Below are 21,355 nucleotides of genomic sequence, written 5' to 3' on the forward strand. Positions count from 1 at the left end.
ATTAAATTACAGGAAGGTAGGTATGGGTTTAATAAAAGATTGGTCTTTTTTTTGGGATAATAGAGAGAAGTTTAGATTAGGTCATTTGACCACAGAAAAACCTAATCCTAAAACTATAGGATTAGCTGAAAAATCTCAGATAGATCTTGAGCTAGCTATAGAAATGATTCGATCAGTTGATATAGATGCTATTGAAAAACTTAAAGAATATTCTAAAGAGTTTGAGTTATTAAAATCCGATATTTCTAAGGCACTAAATGCTAATAAGGTTTTTATCTCTGGATGTGGTGCAACAGGAAGACTAGCACTTTTATTAGAAAGTCTTTGGAAAAGATATGCACCAGCAAACCTGAAAGATAAAGTTATAGGATTTATGGCGGGAGGTGATGCTGCCTTAGTTAAATCAGTTGAGGGTTTTGAAGATCATCCTGAGTATGCTACTAGACATGTGAAAGAGCTTGGATTTTCTGAGAATGATTTAATGGTTGGGGTTACAGAGGGAGGGGAAACTCCTTTTGTATTGTCAACAGTTGAATATGCAAAGGCTAATTCTAAAGTTGAGCCATGGCTTATTTATTGTAATTCAGATGAATCTTTGAAATCAGTTAAAAGATCAGATGATTTGATAACTTCCGATGATGTAAAGAGTTTAAGTTTGACTATAGAGTCTATGGCTTTAGCAGGTAGTACTAGAATGCAAGCAACAACTGTACAAACATTGTTTGTTGGTTTAGCGTTATTTGCACAATTTGAAAAAATTAATTTCTTAAAAGAGTTAGCTGCTCTTTTAGACGGAGTGAAGTCTATAAATGCTAGTGATGTTAAAGATTTTACTACATTTGAATCTGAATGTTATAGGAATGGTGGTTTTACAACTTACATAACAGATGATGAGTTAGGTTTAACAATACTTACAGATACAACAGAAAGAGCGCCGACTTTTAGTGTTACACCATTTGAAAATATTAATAATAAAGAAGATAAAACAAGCTATTGTTATTTATCGATAAAAGACTCTAATACTAATACATGGTCAAAAATTTTAAACCATAAACCTAGAACGCTAGAATGGGATTTCTCAATAGCAGATACAGGAATTGAAAGATTAGAGGGCTTTAATATTTCAGCTCAAGCTGTTAAAAGAAGATCTAGCTTAAATAATCATAAAGTAGTTGAAGTTATTAAAAATGAAAATGGTTATACAGTTGTTTATGACGATAAAAGCTTTTCTATAAAGCATAAAAAAATGTCTGAGGTTACATCTCAAGTTTTATTAAAAATTTTACTAAATACTCATTCGACTTTATTAATGGGTAGGTTAGGTAGATACACAAGTAATATCATGACTTATGTATCTCCAGCAAATAATAAGCTTATAGATAGAAGCACTAGATATGTAGAGTACTTATTAGAACAAACAGGGCATCCTAAAGTGGAGTATGATGATTTAGTCCAGAAGCTATATGAGATATCAAAAAACTTAACAAAAACAGACTCAATAGTAATGGAAACCTATAATCAGATAATAACCAAGGAAGCCTAATGATAGTAAATAAATATCAGAAGTTAGTTCTAGGCCTTATCGTTTTAACAGGGCTTTGTTCTGGCTTTGATATAGGTGTTATTTCAGGAACACTACCTTTAATAGAACAAGAGTTAATGTTGAGTCCTTTGCAACTTTCACAAATTGCGGGAGTAGTTTTTTTTGGTGCATTAATATCTAAGTTTATCTCAGGCTTTTTAATGGATTTATTTGGTAGAAGGAATACTATTTCTTTAGGATCATTTTTATTTGCAATATCCATAGTATTGATGATCTTGTCACAAAGCTATATGTCTTTATTATTATCTAGATTATTTCAGGGTATATCCGTAGGTTTTCTACTTACAGTAATACCTATATATATAGCAGAAGCTAGTTTTGTTAATTTCAGAGGAAGAGCTACAGGGATATTTCAGCTATCATTAGCTAGCGGGATATTTATTGCGAATTTATTAGCAAGTTTGTTGGCGGCGAACTATGGTTGGCGTTTAATATTTGCTTTTGCAATACCTTTAGCTATTTCATTGCTATTTGTAAGCTTTATAGCGCCATTTTCACCAGCATGGCTTTATTCTAAAGGTAAAACTGCTTTAGCAGATGAAACCAATAAAAGACTTTTTGCAGACTCACAACCGTCATCTTCGATAAGAGAGAAAATAAGATTTATAGATTTTATTGGGGCATTAAAAAATAAAACCTATTTCCTTCAATTACTTTTAATAAGCTTCTTAACAGTTCTAAATGGTTTTGTGGGAATTAATTTATTTATAAGCTATGGTCCAACAATATTTGGACAAGTTCTCCCTAACCTAAAAATTCATGCAAGTGACTATGGTTCAGCTTTGACACTTGTAAATCTATTAGCAACAGTAGTGGGTATCTTCTTTGTAGATAGAGTAGGACGTAGGAAATTAGCTATATCAGGTTTGTTAATTGCTTTTGTGTTTACTATTCTCACTATTATTGCATTACAGTGTGATCTAAAAATTATAGCTCTTATAGGTATAATTATAGTTGTATTTGGTGGGGCGGTTGGTCCAGCTGTATGTATTTGGCTGATTCTTTCAGAAGTTTTACCTATACATCTAAGAGGCATGGGTATTTCTATAGCATTGGTTTCTAAAGCGCTATTAGAAAGTATATTTATTTCTAGTTTCTTAGAGTTAGTAAATACTTATGGTTATCCACTAATCTTCTCATTTATGGCAGGTTGTATGTTGCTATTTGCAGTATTGGTTTATAAATTTTTACCAGAAATGGCAAATAAAGAATTAAAATAAGAAATAAATTGTTCTAAATATTTAATTTTTCATGCTTTGTGAAATAAGATCATCAAGATTATAACTAGCTATATCTTTTGCTTTAGCGTGTTGTTCTTCTAGAAGAGCAAAATCAGCATCGGCATAAGCACATAACTCATGATTTTCATTATATATATCAACTTTCATCCACACAGTTGTTCGGCTTTTACGAATAAGTGTAGTTTTAAAAATATATGCTAACTTACTATAAGCAGGCTTTAAATACTTCACATTTAGATTGCGTGTTACACAAAAAGATTTTGCAGCCATTAGAACGTGCTTTCCTAATATATCGTCACATATCAGTGCTATGATGCCACCATGAATGACATTCTCCCAACCAACATGGTGTGGCAAGCATTTAAACTTCGTATATAGATGATTGCTAATGTGATATAGAGGTAATTGCAAACCAATAGGATTTTTATCTTTAGAGCTAAAGCAAGTATAGTTCCAGTGAAAATCTATAGGTTTGTAGTCATCTAGATTTATCATAATAATAAATACCTTATTTAAATTAGTAACAAGCTTCAATAATTCCAGCTGCACCCATACCTGTACCAATACACATTGTGATCATGCCATATTTTTTACCAGTACGACGTAAGCCATGAAGAGCTTTTACAGTTAATATTGTACCAGTTGCTCCAAGAGGGTGTCCAAGAGCAATAGCTCCACCACAGGGGTTAACTTTTTTCTCATCAAGCTCTAAGTCATTAATCACAGCTATTGACTGAGCAGCAAAAGCTTCATTAAGTTCAATCCAATCTATATCATTCATAGTTAAATTAGTCTGCTTAAGTACTTTTGGAATAGCTTTTACTGGACCAACACCCATAATGCGAGGTGGTACTCCAGCAACAGCAAATCCTAGAAATTTACCAAGTGGTTGTAGATTATGTTTTTTTAGATATGATTCACTAACTAAAACTACAGCTCCAGCACCATCAGAAACTTGAGAACTATTCCCGGCAGTAACAGAGCCTTTAGCAGCAAAAGCTGGTTTTAGTTTAGCCAAAGCCTCTATAGATGTATCCTTACGAGCACCTTCATCAATAGCAATAATTTTTTTATGATCAACTATTCCACCAGTTTCTTCATCAGGTTTACGATGACTTACATCTATAGGTAAGATCTCATTATCAAAATAACCATTTTCGATAGCAGTAACTGCTTTTTGATGACTCTTAAGTGCAAAAGCATCCTGCTCTTCACGAGAAACATTCCAGTCTTTTGCCACATTTTCAGCTGTAATACCCATACCGTAGGCGATAGCAACATGCTCATCGTTAGCAAAAATTTCTCTACTGAAAGAAATGTTATTACCACCGAATGGAATCATACTCATACTCTCTATTCCTGCTCCAATTGCTACATCAATATTTCCTTGAGCAATTTCATTTGCAGCAATAGCGATAGACTGTAAACCTGAACTACAATAACGATTTATTGTAAATGCTGGTATAGAATCAGGTAAGCCTGCTAGTAGTGTTGAGATTCTAGCGACGTTCATACCTTGCTCAGCTTCAGGCATGGCACAACCAACTACTATGTCATCTATATCTTCTGGATTAATACCTGATTCTTCAACAGTCATTCTTAAGACATCAGCTAATAGATCATCAGGGCGTTTCTTTGCAAACCCACCTTTTTTACCTTTTGTAACAGGAGAGCGTTTTGCAGCTACTATATAAACATTTTCACTCATGTGAATTACTCCTTAAAATTAGTTTCTTAACGGCTTACCTGTTTCTAACATATATTGCATACGAGCAGCACTTTTTTCTGATGATGCTAACTCAATAAAGTTTTCTAACTCTTTTTCTAGCAGCCAATCTTCAGAAACCATAGTATCTTTTTCAATTTCTCCTCCGCACATAGCATCTACAAGATTAGATGCAATTTTATAATCGTGGTCTGAGATTTGATTACCTTCTTTCATATTTATTAGTAAGGCTTTAACTGTAGCAATACCAGTTTCACCAAATACTTTGATCTTTTGTTTTAACGGAGGTTGATATTCTGAGAATGCCATAAGTTGAGCTTTTTTAAGTGCAACAGCTAAGATTTCCTTTGTATTCATAACAATGATATCGCTCTCACGTAAGAAGCCCATTTCTTTTGCTTCATAAGCACTTGTAGCAACCTGTGCCATAGCTAAATTTTTGTAGCGTTTTTCAAAATCTTTCCATGGATCTTGAGCTTCACTAGCACGTTTTGCCATTTCTTTTGAGCCGCCCCAGCCAGGTATAATTCCTACTCCAGCTTCAACTAATCCGATATAGCTTTCATAAGCAGCAACAGCAGCATCACAGTGAAGAATAGTTTCACATCCGCCACCAAAAGCAAAGCCTTTAACAGCAGCAACAGTAGGGATCTTACTATAGCGTAATTTTTGCGTGATTATTTGATGTCCTTTACGAATAACTTCTTCGATAGCAGTTTTACCATTCATGGTAAACTTAATACCAAACTCTTCTAAGTTTGCTCCAACAGAGAATACATCTTGCTCTTGCCAGATGACCATTGCTTGACACTTCTCTTCAGCGATATCGATAGCTTGAGAAATTCCATCAAGAACATCATCACCAATTGAGCACATTTTACTTTTAAATGATAATATTCCGATGCCTTTATATTCATCAACTTGCCATAGTTTAACTCCATCATTTTCAAATAGAGTCTCAGTAGTTATATTATTATGTTCACCAATAACCATTTCAGGGAATAGTTGACGTTTGTAAACAGGTAGACTCTCACGAGATACTAATTTTTTATCAGAATAACTAAACTGTTTATTATCTGCATATACTCCATTTTCTAGAGTATCAACCCATTCAGGAAGAGGTTGTTTCGATAAAGTCTTACCAGATGCAATTTCTTCTTTTAGCCAACTAGCTACTTTATGCCAACCAGCTTGTTGCCAAATTTCGAAAATACCTTCTTTCCATCCAAATCCCCAACGGATAGCCATATCCATATCTCTTGGGAAATTAGAAATATCACCAACTAAAACAGCAGCATAGTGGAACATCTCTCTGAAACATACCCATAAAAAACGAGCTTGTTGATTTTCGCTATTACGTAATGCCTCAAGTTTTTTGCCCCAATCTTTTTCAGATAGGATTTCTAAGACTTCTTTATCAGCTTTTTTCTCAGAAGGGCGATACTCTTTTGTTTTTAGATCTAATACTTTGATGCCATCTTTCTCTTTTATATATAGACCTTTTTTAGTTTTTTGCCCTAAAGAGCCTTCTTTTATTAGATCATCAATCCATTGAGGCAGTTGGTAAACATGCTCCCAACCATCTTTTAGATTTGTTTTCATAGTATCAACAACATGGGAAAGTACGTCTAATCCAACAACATCTGCAGTACGATATGTTGCACTCTTCGCACGTCCAAGTTTTTTGCCAGTCAAACCATCTACAACCTCAAGAGGAATATCCATATCTTCTGTGTAATAACAAGTTATTAACATAGAAAATACGCCTAATCTGTTTGCGATAAAGTTAGGAGTATCTTTTGTGCGGATTATACTTTTGCCAAGTTTAGCTGTTAGGAAAGTTTCTAATTTATCTAATATCTCAGTTTTTGTATTAGTATGAGGTATTAGTTCTACTAAAGGCATGTATCTTGGAGGGTTGAAAAAATGCGCCCCACAGAATTGACTTTGTAAGCTCTCAGGAAGATAGTCTGCTAGAGTTTTAATACTTAAACCAGATGTATTAGTAGTTAGAATAGTATTTGGATCTATGTGATTAGCAATTTTTGTATATAAGCTTTTCTTGATATCTAAACGTTCTGCAACCGCTTCAACAATCAAATCACAGTCTTTTAAAAGCTCTAGATGATCATCATAGTTTGCTGGAGTTATATAGTTGATTGAATCTTTTGATCCAAAAGGAGCTGGTTTAAGTTTTTTTAATTTCTCTAAAGCGCCTTCAGCAATAGCATTTGGTGATTTATCTTCAGATTTTAAATCAAATAGAATTACAGGAAATCTAGCATTAGCAAAGTGTGCAGCTATTTGAGATCCCATAACACCAGCACCTAATACAGCAACTTTATCAATAGCTTTACGCTTAGAATTTTTTGTAACTTCTTTAGTTGAATGCTTTAGTGTATTAGAAGATGAAGAGGATTCTTCTTTTGATGAACTATCATCTTCTGGAAGATATTCAGGGCCAAAAACTCTTAAATATCCTCTCATAGCATCTTCTTTACTCATTCCTTTAATAGCATCCCATGCCATCCATTTAGCACGTTCAACCATTTTTAATACAGAAGGGCATTTACCTTGAACATCACCTTCCATTACTTGCTTATAGAAAGCGTATAGTTTTAATTTTTGGCTATTATCTGGCTTAAAGTCAATCGTTGCATCACGTACTGCTTCAAGCATTTCATTAAATTTTTGTTCTAACTTTGACATTGCTTTCTCCTAGTTAGCTTTATTTTTCTGCCATTCTGGATGGGCATTTTTAGGTCCAAGGGCATAGTCATCAAACTCATCTGTTTGAATAACTTCATTAACTTTTTTTAGCATTTCTTTGACTTCAACTGATTCTTCAGTGGAAATAATATTTTGTTCGATTGCTTGATCAACTAATGATGACCAATTTGCTTTTGGAAGCTTATCGTTTTTAATTGCTTCTATAATTTTATGTTTGATTGAATTTACCTCTAAGGCGCTTAAGTAAGCATTTTCTACACGTCCAACAGGATCATTATCATCATTAGGAATATAACACTTAGCTTTCATCCAATTTCTAGTAGAACCATTTTTTACAAGCTCTTTACAAATTTTAGCCTCAAGCTCATCAGAAGGTTTTCTGAATTTCTTACCATATGGAAATACAAAAAGCTTCATTTTTAATGCTAAAAGTCTATTCGGGAAATTTCTAAATAGATCTAACATAGCTTGTTGAGCATTATATAGACAATATTGTAAACTCCATTGAACAAATAAATCATCATTTTCAGACTCACCAGAATCTTTATAATATTTCAGTACAGCACAAGCCATATACAAGTAACTCATAACATCACCTAGTCGAGCAGAAAGCCTTTCTTTTCGCTTAAGGCCGCCGCCTAGTATGACTAATGATAAATCATTGATATATGAAAAAGCAGTACTCATATGAGTTATATATTTGTAGTAGCGGTTAAATTTGCTTTTGTATCCTGTAGCTGTAATACCTCCAGTTAAACCATACCAAAGTGTACGACCACCATTGCTAAACATATAAGTAATATGTTTTTTCATTAGGTCATTAAAAGCTTTTTTTCCTTCTTCTTCATTTGGATTCATCAAGCTTTCAGCTTCAGAACGAATATATGGATGACAACGCATTGCACCTTGACCGAATATCATGAGATTACGAGTCATGATGTTTGCACCTTCAACAGTAATTCCAATAGGTGTTGCCATATATGGGATTGCTAGATAGTTATTTTTACCCATGATAATTGCACGACCACCGTGGATATCCATAGCATTATTTATTGTTATTCTTCCCATTTCAGTTAGATGGTATTTAGAAATAGCAGATGCTACAGATGGACGAATCCCTCCATCGATGGCACTTACGGTAAATTCACGAGTTGCATTTGCTAAATAGGCAAAGCCTCCTATTTCTGCTAGCTTTTCTTGAACACCTTCAAATTGAGCAATAGGAACTTTAAACTGTTCTCTAACACTACTATAAGCAGAAGTGATCACAGCTGACATAAGAGTATTAGCTGTACCACATGCAGGTAGTGAAATAGCGCGCCCAATAGATAGACATTCAACTAACATTCGCCAGCCTTCGCCAGCCATTTTTTGTCCACCAATAATCCAGTCTATAGGAATGAAAGCTTCTTTAGCCTTGATATAACCATTCATAAAGGCTTGCCCTAATGGAAAACCGCGTTTCCCAATCTCTAAACCTTTATGATCATGAGGTAATAGTGCACATGTTATACCTTCTTCACCAGTACCGTTTAATAATCCTTCAGGATCTTGTAGTTGAAAAGCTAGTCCAACTAAAGTTGCTACAGGAGCAAGTGTTATATATCTTTTATTAATATTTTCTAAACGTATGCCTAGAACTTCTTTTCCATTATGTTCACCATAGCAAACTGTTCCTTTATCAGGAAGCGAGGTCGCATCAGAGCCAGCTGTTGGGCCAGTTAAAGCAAAACAAGGAATTTCTTCACCAGATGCTAAACGAGGTAGATAATGATTTTTTTGTTCATCAGTACCGTAATGATGTAATAATTCACCAGGCCCTAAAGAGTTTGGAACCATGACAGTAATTGCAGCAGTAACACTTTTAGTAGCTACTTTCATTACAATCTCAGAATGTGCTGCTGCTGAAAAACCTTTTCCACCATGTTCTTTACGAGTTATAAGACCAAAAAATCCTTTTTCTCTTATGAAATTCCAAGTTTCTTCTGTTAGATCTTTATCTTCATAGTTGATTTTCCAATCATCTAACATGTTGCATAACTCAACTACTTCATTATCTAGGAAAGATTTTTCCTCATCAGATAATACAAATTTCTGTAAGCTATGTAATTTGTTAAAGTTAGGTTTTCCTTGAAATATTTCTTGCTCAAACCAGCAGTCACCAGCATTTAATGCAGTCTGCTCAGTTTTAGAAATAGGAGGAATTGATTTTTTACTCATTTTGTAGATTTTGTTGAACATTTTTTCTCCTCAAATAGAAATAAACGTAAAATTAAAAATTCTTACTGATAGTTTTCAGTATACTCCTTCTGCAATGATTTAATACTTATTTTCCCAACTGTATCCTTAGGAAGAGTATCTTTGAAAATCACTTTTTTTGGTATTTTGTAATGTGCTAATTTAGAGGTGCAATAAGCTTGTATTTTTTTACTAGTTATCTTTTGGCCCTCTTTTAATACGACAAAAGCCACAGGCATTTCACCAGTTTCTGATGATGGAGCTCCTATAACAGCAGCTTCCTCTATTTCTTCTTTATCAAGTAGGGCAAGTTCAATCTCTTTAGGAAAAACATTAAACCCAGAAACAATAATCATATGTTTAATTCTTCCAGATATAACTAGTCTTCCTTCTTCATCAATATAGCCTACATCACCAGTCTTTAACCAACCATCATCTGTGAAGTGTTCTTTATTTATTTTCGGAAGACACCAGAACCCTGGAGATTTTTGAGGTCCGGTTACCCAAATTTCCCCAACCTCTCCTTGTGGCAAATCATTTCCTTCAGTATCTCGTATTGAAACATCAGTATTAGGCAAAGGAAAGCCAACAGACCCATTAAATGGGGCATCATTATCTAAAGTATTCACACTAACTACAGGAGACATTTCAGATAACCCGTAACCTTCTCTGATGCTGACACCTGTGACTTCTTTCCACTTATCTGCAATAGACTTCATGGTTGGCATACCACCACTTATAGAAAGTTGAAAGTTAGGGAATTTACTTTTTATAAACTTTTTGTTGTTAAGTAGAGCAATGTATAAAGTATTCACCCCAAAGATTGTACTAAAGTTATATTTTCTCATCTCGCTAACTAGAGAAGATATATTTTTAGGGTTTGGAATCAGAATTTGTAAAGCTCCAGAAAAGTAAAATAGGAATAAGTTGGCTGTCAAACTGAATATATGATAAATAGGTAGGGCATTTATAACTATTTGTTTACTTACATCAACATCAAATCCATCTGTCCAAGCCTTGATTTGATAGACATTAGCAACGATATTTCTATGTAACAAAATTGTGCCTTTAGGGGTACCAGTTGTACCGCTAGAATATTGTAGGGCTACCATATCATCTGGTGATATTGTGATATTACTATAATCTGGAGTGTGTTTAGATTCCAAAGCCTCACTAAAACTATCAAACCTTTCTTTTGAAAACTGGTCTTTCATTTGCTTAAAATATTTAGCAACAAAAGAGATTATTTGTTTTCTAGGGGTCGAATATAAATCAACAATATTTGCTGTCATCATATGCTTAAGATCTTCGCATTCATGAGCTATAGCTTCTACATTATGTGCCAAGAAAGAAAGGACGATTATACCTTTAGCTTTTGAGTCTGTTAGAATGCCTTTGACTTCACGACTAGTATACAGAGGGTTTATATTTACAAATACACAGCCTAGTTTTATGAGCGCAAAGATGATGATAGGGAACTGTAAAATATTTGGTAACATAATTGCAATATGATCGCCTTTTTTAACGTCCCATTTCTGTTGCAGATATCCGGCAAAGGTATCAGAGAGTTCATCTATTTCCTTGAAAGTAAGCCTTTCCCCCTGACATATTAAGGCATCATGTGAAGCAAAATCTTCAGTAGCTGACTTTAGCATATCTTTTAGAGTAATATTTGGAATATCTATATTTGTTGAAATTTGTGAAGGGTAGTTTTTACTCCAAAGTTTATGTGACATAAACTCTCCTATTTGTTGGTTAGCGGATTTTTACCTTAACTTATGATTTTTTATAATTTTGAAATCATCCATAAAACAATTATTTCCTTAACTTTATTATAGTGAACATCACAGAGCCTTCAAATGTTTTTAGGTTAAATTGTGAAAAAACATTAAATTTTTATATTTTTATCAAATTTAAATTTAATAAGTATTAATTTTTAAAGGGTGTGAATTAGTGTTTTTATTGGACTTTATAAAGTTATATTTCTTTGTTAGTTTATTTATAATGTATCTATTATTGGGTAGAAAATTATTTCTATGAAAATTTATCATAATCCAAAGTGTTCAAAATCTCGTCAAGCTAAGCAAGCCTTAGATGAAAGGAATATAAATTATGACGTACATTTGTATCTAGAATATCCTTTGAAAGAAGAAGAGTTAAAAAAACTACTGATAAAGCTAGATTTATCTATAAAGGATATTATTCGTACTAAAGAAGATATTTGGAAAGAAAATTTTAAAGATAAAAACTATACTGAAGAAGAGCTTATAAAAATAGTAGCCGATAATCCAAAATTATTAGAAAGGCCAATTATTGAGCATGGTAATAAAGCTGTGGTCGCAAGGTCAGATGATAAAATTGCTGAAATATTAAATACTTACTAGTTTTATGGTAGTATTCTGTTAGTAAAATATTTTTCAATTATCCTTTAACAGTCAAGGAGATGTTTATATGTCTAAAATTTTTTATACAATAACTGATGAAGCTCCAGCGTTAGCAACAGGCTCATTTTTACCTGTGGTTGAAGCATTTGCAAAAGCTGCTGACATTGATGTCGAAACTAAAGACATATCTTTAGCAGCTAGGGTGCTAGCTAATTTTTCTGATTATTTAACAGAAGATCAAAAGTGTTCAGATGACCTAGCAATTTTAGGTGAGTTGGCTAAAACTCCAGACGTGAATATTATAAAACTTCCAAATATCAGTGCATCAGTACCACAACTTACTGCTGTTATTGCAGAGTTACAAGCAAAGGGTTACAAGATACCTAACTATCCAGCAGAAGCAAAAAATGATGAAGAAAAAGAAATAAAAGCTCGTTATGCAAAGATTTTAGGTAGCGCAGTTAATCCAGTTTTAAGAGAGGGTAACTCTGATCGCCGTGTTGCAGCACCTGTAAAAGCTTATGCAGAGAAACATCCGCACTCTATGGGAGAATGGTCAAAAGATTCAAAATCTCATGTAGCTAGTATGTCTAGTGCTGATTTTTATGCGAATGAGAAATCATATATAATTCCTAAGCCAACAACAGTGAGAATAGTTCACACCTCTTCTAAAGGTAAAGAAACTGTACTAAAGGCAGGTCTTGCCTTAGAAGAAAAAGAAATTATTGATGCTACTAAAATTTCTGTAAAAGCTTTAAGAGAATTTTATAAAACAGAAATAGAAAAAGCTAAAAAAGAGGGAACATTACTTTCACTACATTTAAAGGCAACGATGATGAAAATTTCTGATCCAATACTTTTTGGACATGCTGTAGAAATTTTCTTTGAAGATGTTTTTAAGAAATACGCAAAAGAATTTAAAGAGCTTGGTGTTAATCCACGAAATGGATGGGGTGATGCTGTTGAAAAGATAAAACAGTTACCTAAGTCTACCCAAGATAAAATAAATGCAGATATTGAAAAGGTTTTTGCTAAACAACCTGATCTTGCTATGGTTAATTCTGATAAAGGCATTACTAACTTAAATGTTCCTAGTGATGTAATTATTGATGCATCTATGCCTGCAGCAATTCGTTCCTCTGGTCAAATGTGGAATAAAGATGGTAAGCTACAGGATATGAAAGCTATGATTCCAGATAGGTGCTATGCCGGAGTATATGCTGCAACGATTGATTTTTGTAGAGAAAATGGCGCTTTTGATGTAGCTACTATGGGAGATGTTTCAAACGTTGGCTTAATGGCTAAAAAAGCAGAAGAATATGGTTCGCATGATAAAACATTTGAAATAGAGTCTGATGGAAAAGTACAAGTTATAGATTCAGATAATAATATTATTCTTGAACACGATGTTGAAAAAGGTGATATTTGGAGAGCATGTCAGACTAAAGATGTAGCAGTAAAAGATTGGGTTAAATTAGCTGTTAATAGAGCTAGAATTACTCAGAATCCTGCTATATTCTGGCTAGATTCAAAAAGGGCGCATGATAGAAATTTAATAGCAAAAGTACATGAGTATTTAACTCTACATGATACGACTGGTTTAATTATTGAAATACTTTCTCCAATTGAAGCTACTAAATATTCTTTAAAAAGAGTAAAAGCTGGTAAAAATACAATTTCAGTAACAGGTAACGTTTTGAGGGATTATTTAACAGATCTTTTTCCTATACTAGAGCTTGGCACAAGTGCAAAAATGCTTTCTATAGTTCCTTTACTTGCAGGAGGAGGGCTTTTTGAGACAGGTGCTGGTGGCTCAGCTCCTAAACATGTTGAGCAACTTTTAACTGAGAATCATTTAAGATGGGATTCTTTAGGAGAATTCTTAGCATTAGGGGCATCATTAGATGATCTGGCTATTAAAACTAGAGATAAGAAGATTAAAGTATTAGCAGAGACTTTAGATAAAGCTAATGGGGAATTTTTAGACAAGGATAAATCTCCTCTTCGTAAGGCTGGCGAACTTGATACTAGAGGTAGTCATTTCTATTTAACTTTATATTGGGCGAAAGCTTTAGCAAATCAAAGTGATGATCAAGAATTAAAAGCTAAATTTTCTCCTATTTATAAAGAGCTTGCGGCTAATGAAGATAAAATAGTTAATGAGTTAAATGGTGTTCAAGGTAAGTCTGTTGATATTGGTGGATATTACTATCCTTCTAAGGATCTTGTAGCAAAAGTAATGCGTCCTAGTAAAACTCTTAATTCTATTTTAGCTAAAGTCTAATTTATTCTATTTTCGCTTCTTTTTGGTTTAATATACTAATTATTAATTTTAGTATTAAAAAATAAGAGTCTATTTTTTATTATTTATGAAAATGTCTACTTTAGATAAATGTTATGAATTATTAAATAAGATCCCTACTAAATTTAGAGGGAAATATATTTCTATACTTAAAAAAAATGAAAACAATAAGCTTTTATTTGATGAGCTTAATTCATTAGCATTAGAGATCGAAAGTAGAAGTCTTCCTAAAATAACTTATCCTGATTTACCAGTTGCTGAAAAAGTTGAAGATATAAAAAAGTTTATTCAAGACAGTCAAGTTGTTATAGTTGCTGGTGAAACAGGTTCGGGTAAGTCAACACAACTTCCTAAAATATGTCTTGATTTGGGGTTGGGTAAAAGAGGTTTGATAGGACATACTCAACCAAGAAGATTGGCGGCTAGAGCTATAGCTAGCAGAGTTGCTTCTGAAATAGGAGATCAATCAAAAGTTTCATATAAGATTCGTTTTTCAGATCAAACATCAGAGGAAACTCTAATCAAAGTTATGACTGATGGAGTTCTTTTATCAGAAATAAAGAATGATAAATATTTGTCTCAATATGAAGTAATAATTATTGATGAAGCTCATGAAAGAAGTTTGAATATTGATTTTCTCTTAGGCTGTATAAAAAAGATTCTGCCTTTTAGACCGGATTTGAAAGTTATTATTACTTCTGCAACTATTGACCATCAAAAGTTCACTAGCTATTTTAATCGAGCTAAAGACATTACTATATCTGGTAGAACATATCCTGTAGATATACGTTACCAGAATGATGATGAGTTTTTAGATTTTTCGCTACAAGAGAGAATTTTGTATGCTATAGATGAGTTAGGAAGAGGCGATATATTAGTCTTTTTACCTACAGAAAGAGACATTCATGAAACCTTGGCTTATTTAAATAAGCAGCAGCTTAAATTTACAGAAGTTTTGCCCCTTTTTTCAAGACTTTCTAATAAAGATCAGAATAAGATTTTTAACCCTCAAGATTCTACAAGAAGAATTATTTTAGCGACAAATGTTGCTGAAACATCATTAACTGTGCCAAGAATAAAATATGTTATTGATTCTGGATTGGCTAGAGTTAGTCGATATAGTTATCGTACAAAAGTCCAAAGATTACCTATAGAGAAAATATCTCAAGCAAGCGCTAATCAAAGAGCCGGGCGTTGTGGGCGTTTATCTGCAGGTATTTGTGTAAGGTTGTATAGTGAAGAAGATTTTTTATCAAGAAAAGAATTTACAGATCCAGAGATTCTACGTACAAATTTAGCATCTGTAATATTACAAATGTTATTTTTGAAGCTGGGAAATATAAATGAATTTCCTTTTATAGATAAGCCAGATTTTAAGTTTATTAAAGATGGATATAGATTGTTATTTGAGCTTCAGGCTATAAAAAAGCTAAATTACTCTAATCCTGAAATTACTGACGATGGTTTAAAAATGGCAGTAATGCCTTTGGATCCTAAGTTAGCAAAAATAGTAATTGAGGGATGTAGACAAAATTGTTTGAAAGAAGTTATATCAATAGCAAGTTTCTTGAGTATACAAGATCCAAGGGAGAGGCCTTTAAACTTTCAAGAAAAAGCAGATATAAAACATTCAGCAGATAATGATAAAAACTCAGATTTTATAACAATTCTAAATCTAGCTAATAGACTTAGTACAGATTTAAAGGATTTATCAAATAAAGATAAAAAAGGGTATTTTAGAAAAAATTTTATATCACCTGTTAGGTTTAATGAATGGAATGATATTTATAGGCAAGTTATAGAGACAGTACACAGTTTTAAATGGAAGCTAAATTCTACAAAAGAGTTAAATTATGAGAATTTCCACAAAGCTTTAATTAGCGGTTTTATAGGTAATATTGGCTATAACTATGAGAATGTTGAATATCTAGGAGCTAGAGGATTAAAGTTCTTTATTTTTCCTGGGTCATCACAGTTTAAGAAAAAGCCAAAATGGATACTAAACTCTGAGATTGTTGAGACTACAAAAATATATGCTAGAAATGTGGCAAAAATTGAGCCTGAATGGATTGAGAATTTAGCACTACACCTTGTGAAAAAACACTATGATGAGCCGGTATGGAGTAAGAAAAGGAAGTCTGTGATCGTTAATGAAAGAGTTTCTTTATATGGTTTAGAAATTATTTCTAAAAGAACAGTTCAGTATGGAAAAGTTAATCCTGAGGAAGCTAGAGAAATATTTATTAGAGAAGCTTTAGTTAATGGAGAGTTTGAGTCAAGTGCATATTTTTTTAATCAAAACCTTAAGTTAGTCCAAGAGATTGAAGACTTGGAAAGCAAGTCTCGTCGTAGAGATATTCTTGTTGATGAAGATGTAATGTATAAACATTATGACAAAATTATTCCAAATTATGTATATGATGGTGTTAGCTTTGAAAAGTGGGTTAAAAAACTAGAAAAAGAAAAGCAAAGAAATTTTGTTTTTGATGTTCAAGCATTGATGCAACATGATGCTAGCAATATCACTCAAGAAAAATACCCAAACACCTTTAATGTTAGGAATATGCATTTACCATTAGAGTATAATTTTGATCCGCTATCTGAAAAAGATGGTGCTACATTAACTTTACCAGTAGCTTTTTTGAATGATATTAATCCTATTGTTTTAGAGTGGGGCGTTTATGGATTTTTGTATGATAAGATAGTAGCCCTTCTAAGAGCATTACCTAAAAATATACGAAAAGCTTGTGTGCCTGTTCCAACCTATGCTCAAGCTATTATAGAGTCGATAGATTTTGAAAAAGATAGATATAGTCCATTAAAGTCTATCATTGCTAAACATATTACTAGAATTGTTGGTTTTGTAGTTAATCAAGATGTTTGGCAAGATGAGCAAATAGAAAATTATCTTATTCTAAATATTAAAGTTATTGATCAAGATGGGAAAACTTTAGCTGTAAGTAAAGATATTAGTGAACTAAAGAAAAAGTTTAAAGGTTTTGCTCTATCGATAGAAACTAACGAGGATGATAGAGTCTATTATGATTGGAGTTTTGAAAATATAGATAGAGTTCAACAAATCAAAGAATATGGTATTAATGTAGAGGTATATAATTGTCTTGAAGAATTTAAAGATGGTGTGAAATTATCTTATAAAGCTTCAGAAAATGAAGCACTATTAGCTATGAAAAAAGCTTTAGCTAAAATTGTGAAATTAAGATTAAGTAAGTCATTAGATAATAGAATAAAGCAAAATGATTTGGCAAGCCTATCAACATCTATAAAATTAAATGATTCAAAAAATATTGTTATTGATAAGGCTATAGAGTTAAGTTTCTTTGAAGATGAAAATATTCTATATACAAAAGAAGATTTTGAAATTTTCTATGATCAAGGATTAAAAAGTTTTGAGCAAAATAGAAAGAAGGTTGAGAGTTTGGTTGTAGATATTTTTAAATATAAGCATCAACTTGATAATAAGCTATCTGAAAGAAAAATTCCCTTAAACTTTATAGAGCTGTACTCAGATGTAAAAAAAGAGTTAGACAAATTATTTGAAGGTAATTATTTGAATTACCCATTTATTTATTTAGAAAGGTATAAATATTATATTCAAGCACTAGATAATAGACTCGAAAAAGCAAAGCAAAATTTGCAAAGAGATAGAGCTTATAGAATTGAAATAGAAGTTTTAGAGAATAGGCTAATAAATGTTACGGCTAGTAAATGTTTAGATAAACAATCGGAAAGTTTATTGAAAGTACATTTCTTAATTAAAGAACTTTGGATTTCATGGTATTTGCAGAGTGTGAAAACTATAGAGTCAGTGTCATATAAAAAAATAAATGGGTATTTGAGATGTTCTAGTTTAGAGAGTTAATTTTTGTTATAATATGAAAAATTCTTTTTTGTGACTCATAGTGTTTTTACTTAATAAGTTTGATAAAAGATTTCTAAACTTTGCTGTAATTATTTTTTTAACAATAGTTACAGTCTCCTGGAGTTTTTTTATATTTAATTGGGAATATGATTTATATTTTCTATTAACTATTATTTTTTTGAGATGTATGACATCATTTTTTTTATTGCGTGATTATTCAGCAAGCTGGTCTAAGTCAACACAAAAGACTTTTTTAAGAAAAATTTTTGTTAATTTTCCTGTTTTTTGTATAGTTGCTTTAAGTTTTTATGGCAAGGTTCCTTTTGCATTAATATTTTCAGAATTTCTTTTCTATTTACTTGCTTTGAATTTTAGTGTTTATTCCTATTATTATTTAGTGAATAGAAGCTTTGTTGCTAAAACTAAACTCGCGGTTATATATGGTGCTGGGGCTGCAGGAACTAAAATTGCTTTAGAATTTATAAATACTGAATATCGAGTTAAATATTTTGTTGATGATGATATAAGATTACAAAAGAGATCTATAGGAAGTGTCAGAGTTATATCTAAAGAGAGATTAAAACATGAACTTTTGTCCCAAAAGTTTGATCTGTTTGTCATAGCTCTTCCTAGGGAGTCTCAAAAAGTAGTTAAAAATATTATTGATGAGTTTCAAGATGATTTTTCTCAAATTAAAATTATGCCATCTCTTGAAAATATACTTCAAGATGAAAGTTTTTTATCTCAGTTAAAACCAGTTTCTTTATATGATCTTTTGTCAAGAGGTTCTAAGAGCTTAGATAAAAAAGCTATTTCAAATTTTATAAAAAATAAGGTTGTTTTAGTTACTGGAGCAGGTGGTAGTATAGGCTCAGAAATTGTTAGACAATGTGTTAAGTATGAAGCTGATCAAGTAATACTCTTAGATCATGGTGAGTTTAATTTATATAAGATTACTGATGAATGTGAGTCTTATAATATTAAAAGCATATTGTGCTCTGTTAGTGACAAAAAAGGCTTAGAAGAGGTTTATAAAAAATATACTCCGAATATTATTTTTCATTCGGCAGCCTATAAACATGTCCCATTAGTTGAGGGTAATGTTGATAAAGCTATAGTAAATAATATTATGGGGACTAAGAATGCTATAGATTTAGCAGTTGAATATGGCATTGGATCTTTTATATTGATATCTACAGATAAAGCTGTTCGGCCAACAAATGTTATGGGAGTTACGAAACGTATTTGTGAGCTATATTTACAAAATGTAGACCCTAAGAAAACTAAGTTTGCAGCAGTTAGGTTTGGTAATGTGTTAGGAAGCAGTGGTAGTGTCATTCCTAAATTTGAAGAACAAATTAGAAGAGGCGGCCCTCTTACTGTCACTCATCCTGATATTACTAGATATTTTATGCTTATTTCTGAAGCTTGTGAGCTTGTTTTGCAGGCAGGGGCCATGGCTAAAAATTCAGAAGTCTTTGTTTTAGATATGGGTAAGCCTGTTAAGATACTTGATCTTGCTAAGCAATTTATCAAACTATCTGGTCGAGATGATATTACTATTAAGATAGTTGGCTTGCGTCAGGGAGAGAAGCTCTATGAAGAACTTTTGATAGAAGAAGGTGATACTAGTACTGACTATAAAGATATATTTGTTGGTAAAAAGACATTTTATGATATCAATACTCTAAATCAAGATATTGAATCATTGATGGAAGATAATATCGATCAGTTAAGAATGTTAAAGAAAATTGTTCCAGAGTTTGAGCACAGGTTAAATGGGTAGAGATTATGTTTTATAGGATATTTAAAAGATTGCTTGATATCTTACTTTCTTTTATTGGTATAGTGTTGTTGAGCCCGTTTTTTCTGATTATTATTTTTATGATAAAAAAAGATTCAAAGGGGCCTATATTTTTTAAGCAAAAGCGTTATGGTAAAGATAAGCAGTTTTTTTATATATATAAGTTTAGAACTATGTATATAGATGCTCCAGGAGATATGCCAACGCATTTGTTGAAGGATCCATCAAAGTGTATAACTAAGTTTGGAACAGTTTTAAGAAAAACATCTCTAGATGAGTTACCGCAGATCATAAATATTTTAAAAGGGGAAATGAGCATAGTAGGCCCACGACCAGCATTATGGAACCAGGATGATTTGATTGTTGAGCGTGATAAATATGGAGCAAATAATGTGCCTGTGGGACTGACTGGTTGGGCTCAAATAAATGGCCGTGATGAATTAGCTATACCCGACAAAGCTAAGCTTGACGGGGATTATGTGAAAAATAAAAGTGTATGGCTTGACTTGAAATGTATTTTTTTGACTGTTGTCATAGTTTTTACAAAGCAAGGTGTGGTAGAGGGGGAAGAAGCATCGAATAATAAAAGAGTTAGCGATGGGAAATAAAATTCTTATAACTGGAATGAATAGCTATGTTGGAAATTCTTTTGCATTTTATTGTAAAGATGATTTTGATATGACAAAAATAAGTTTGAAAAATAATGCTTGGAAAGATTTAGATTTTTCAAAATTTGATAGTATTTTACATGTTGCTGGAATTGCACACGTATCAAAAAAGCATAGTCTAAAAGATAAATATTATGAAATAAATACTAACTTAACTTATGATTTGGCACAAAAAGCAAAGAAAGAAGGGGTTAAGCAGTTTGTATTTATGAGTAGTATCATAGTTTATGGCGATAGTCCTCCTATTGGTCAGCAAAAGATTATAAGTAAAGAAACTATACCGGAACCAAATGATTTTTATGGCGATAGTAAGCTACAAGCTGAAAAAAAATTGAATAAACTTAAAGATCATGATTTTAAAGTAGCTATAATTCGATCTCCAATGATATATGGAAATGGTTCAAAGGGTAATTATCAAAAGTTAATTAAATTAGCAAAATATGCTTTTATTTTTCCTGATATAAAAAATCAAAGAAGTGTTCTTAGTATTGATAATCTTAATAAGTTTTTAAAAGAAATTTTTCAGAATCAGGAGAGTGGAATATTTCTCCCTCAAGACGAAAAATATTTTTGCACTTCAGCATTTATAAAAGAATATCGCAAAAATATTGGCAAAAAAACTATTTTAATCAGAATGTTTAACCCATTAATTAAGTTATTATCAAAAAAAATAAATTTATTAAAGAAGATTTGGGGAAGCTTCGTTTATCAAAAAAAATAGAACTTTTGTGTTTCAAGGGAGTTATTAAAATAGATTTTTTTTTAAAAAAAAGTTATTC

Annotated in this window: 13 protein-coding genes; 8 read left to right on the plus strand and 5 right to left on the minus strand. The window is 32.1% G+C overall.

The features are described from left to right. Window positions 1–22 precede the first annotated feature (22 nt). Window positions 23–1,543 (plus strand): hypothetical protein, encoded by a 1,521-nt coding sequence (locus tag DNK87_RS06170; protein ID WP_119330002.1) that lies wholly within the window; start codon window positions 23–25, stop codon window positions 1,541–1,543. Beyond that, window positions 1,543–2,823: an MFS transporter gene (locus tag DNK87_RS06175; protein ID WP_119330003.1), complete on the plus strand. Its 1,281-nt coding sequence runs from the start codon at window positions 1,543–1,545 to the stop codon at window positions 2,821–2,823. Before DNK87_RS06170 ends, DNK87_RS06175 begins: the two co-directional genes overlap by 1 nt. A 21-nt stretch (window positions 2,824–2,844) precedes the next feature. Here the strand turns inward: DNK87_RS06175 and DNK87_RS06180 are convergent, their stop codons facing one another. Genes DNK87_RS06180 through DNK87_RS06200 form a run of 5 tightly spaced genes read right to left on the minus strand, consistent with a single transcriptional unit; the run spans window position 2,845 to window position 11,274 of the window. After that, window positions 2,845–3,339, minus strand: a complete 495-nt coding sequence (locus DNK87_RS06180) for a PaaI family thioesterase (RefSeq protein ID WP_119330004.1) — start codon at window positions 3,337–3,339, stop codon at window positions 2,845–2,847. A gap of 22 nt (window positions 3,340–3,361) precedes the next feature. Next, window positions 3,362–4,552, minus strand: coding sequence for an acetyl-CoA C-acyltransferase (locus DNK87_RS06185; protein WP_119330005.1), 1,191 nt, complete (start codon window positions 4,550–4,552; stop codon window positions 3,362–3,364). Window positions 4,553–4,570: 18 nt separating this feature from the next. After that, a complete protein-coding gene (locus tag DNK87_RS06190) occupies window positions 4,571–7,279 on the minus strand; it encodes an acyl-CoA-binding protein (protein WP_119330006.1) in 2,709 nt (902 codons plus the stop codon). A 9-nt stretch (window positions 7,280–7,288) separates the two neighbouring features. Further along, window positions 7,289–9,541, minus strand: coding sequence for an acyl-CoA dehydrogenase (locus tag DNK87_RS06195; RefSeq protein WP_119330007.1), 2,253 nt, complete (start codon window positions 9,539–9,541; stop codon window positions 7,289–7,291). Between the two features lie 41 nt (window positions 9,542–9,582). Continuing rightward, window positions 9,583–11,274 carry a long-chain-fatty-acid--CoA ligase gene (locus DNK87_RS06200; RefSeq protein WP_119330008.1) on the minus strand — a complete coding sequence of 564 codons (1,692 nt, stop codon included), beginning with the start codon at window positions 11,272–11,274 and terminating at the stop codon, window positions 9,583–9,585. Between the two features lie 300 nt (window positions 11,275–11,574). Here DNK87_RS06200 and arsC point away from each other — a divergent pair, with 300 nt between their 5' ends. From arsC to DNK87_RS06230, 6 genes are all read left to right on the plus strand, one after another. Beyond that, window positions 11,575–11,922, plus strand: a complete 348-nt coding sequence (gene arsC, locus DNK87_RS06205; protein ID WP_119330009.1) for an arsenate reductase (glutaredoxin) — start codon at window positions 11,575–11,577, stop codon at window positions 11,920–11,922. A gap of 67 nt (window positions 11,923–11,989) precedes the next feature. After that, on the plus strand, window positions 11,990–14,206 hold the full coding sequence (locus tag DNK87_RS06210) for an NADP-dependent isocitrate dehydrogenase (protein WP_119330010.1): 2,217 nt from the start codon (window positions 11,990–11,992) through the stop codon (window positions 14,204–14,206). Between the two features lie 91 nt (window positions 14,207–14,297). Continuing rightward, on the plus strand, window positions 14,298–18,104 hold the full coding sequence (hrpA, locus tag DNK87_RS06215; RefSeq protein WP_119330158.1) for an ATP-dependent RNA helicase HrpA: 3,807 nt from the start codon (window positions 14,298–14,300) through the stop codon (window positions 18,102–18,104). A 187-nt stretch (window positions 18,105–18,291) separates the two neighbouring features. Beyond that, the gene (locus DNK87_RS06220) at window positions 18,292–19,890 is read left to right on the plus strand and encodes a polysaccharide biosynthesis protein (protein WP_244614626.1); all 1,599 of its coding nucleotides are present in this window, start codon (window positions 18,292–18,294) and stop codon (window positions 19,888–19,890) included. 5 nt (window positions 19,891–19,895) lie between these two features. Continuing rightward, the gene (locus tag DNK87_RS06225; protein WP_119330012.1) at window positions 19,896–20,516 is read left to right on the plus strand and encodes a sugar transferase; all 621 of its coding nucleotides are present in this window, start codon (window positions 19,896–19,898) and stop codon (window positions 20,514–20,516) included. Continuing rightward, the gene (locus DNK87_RS06230) at window positions 20,506–21,297 is read left to right on the plus strand and encodes an NAD-dependent epimerase/dehydratase family protein (protein WP_119330013.1); all 792 of its coding nucleotides are present in this window, start codon (window positions 20,506–20,508) and stop codon (window positions 21,295–21,297) included. The genes DNK87_RS06225 and DNK87_RS06230 overlap by 11 nt, the downstream gene beginning before the upstream one ends. The last annotated feature ends 58 nt before the right edge of the window (window positions 21,298–21,355 follow it).

It is taken from the genome of Pseudofrancisella aestuarii (assembly GCF_003574475.2).
Lineage (GTDB): Bacteria > Pseudomonadota > Gammaproteobacteria > Francisellales > Francisellaceae > Francisella > Francisella aestuarii.

What these genes read in the sequence shown, in the direction of transcription:
- DNK87_RS06175 (WP_119330003.1), top strand. Translation starts at nt 1,543, where the DNA reads ATGATAGTAAATAAATATCAGAAGTTAGTTCTAGGCCTTATCGTTTTA.
- DNK87_RS06200 (WP_119330008.1), bottom strand. Translation starts at nt 11,274, where the DNA reads ATGTCACATAAACTTTGGAGTAAAAACTACCCTTCACAAATTTCAACA.
- DNK87_RS06170 (WP_119330002.1), top strand. Translation starts at nt 23, where the DNA reads ATGGGTTTAATAAAAGATTGGTCTTTTTTTTGGGATAATAGAGAGAAG.
- arsC (WP_119330009.1), top strand. Translation starts at nt 11,575, where the DNA reads ATGAAAATTTATCATAATCCAAAGTGTTCAAAATCTCGTCAAGCTAAG.
- DNK87_RS06195 (WP_119330007.1), bottom strand. Translation starts at nt 9,541, where the DNA reads ATGTTCAACAAAATCTACAAAATGAGTAAAAAATCAATTCCTCCTATT.
- DNK87_RS06210 (WP_119330010.1), top strand. Translation starts at nt 11,990, where the DNA reads ATGTCTAAAATTTTTTATACAATAACTGATGAAGCTCCAGCGTTAGCA.
- DNK87_RS06185 (WP_119330005.1), bottom strand. Translation starts at nt 4,552, where the DNA reads ATGAGTGAAAATGTTTATATAGTAGCTGCAAAACGCTCTCCTGTTACA.
- DNK87_RS06180 (WP_119330004.1), bottom strand. Translation starts at nt 3,339, where the DNA reads ATGATAAATCTAGATGACTACAAACCTATAGATTTTCACTGGAACTAT.
- DNK87_RS06190 (WP_119330006.1), bottom strand. Translation starts at nt 7,279, where the DNA reads ATGTCAAAGTTAGAACAAAAATTTAATGAAATGCTTGAAGCAGTACGT.
- DNK87_RS06225 (WP_119330012.1), top strand. Translation starts at nt 19,896, where the DNA reads ATGTTTTATAGGATATTTAAAAGATTGCTTGATATCTTACTTTCTTTT.
- DNK87_RS06220 (WP_244614626.1), top strand. Translation starts at nt 18,292, where the DNA reads ATGACATCATTTTTTTTATTGCGTGATTATTCAGCAAGCTGGTCTAAG.
- hrpA (WP_119330158.1), top strand. Translation starts at nt 14,298, where the DNA reads ATGTCTACTTTAGATAAATGTTATGAATTATTAAATAAGATCCCTACT.
- DNK87_RS06230 (WP_119330013.1), top strand. Translation starts at nt 20,506, where the DNA reads ATGGGAAATAAAATTCTTATAACTGGAATGAATAGCTATGTTGGAAAT.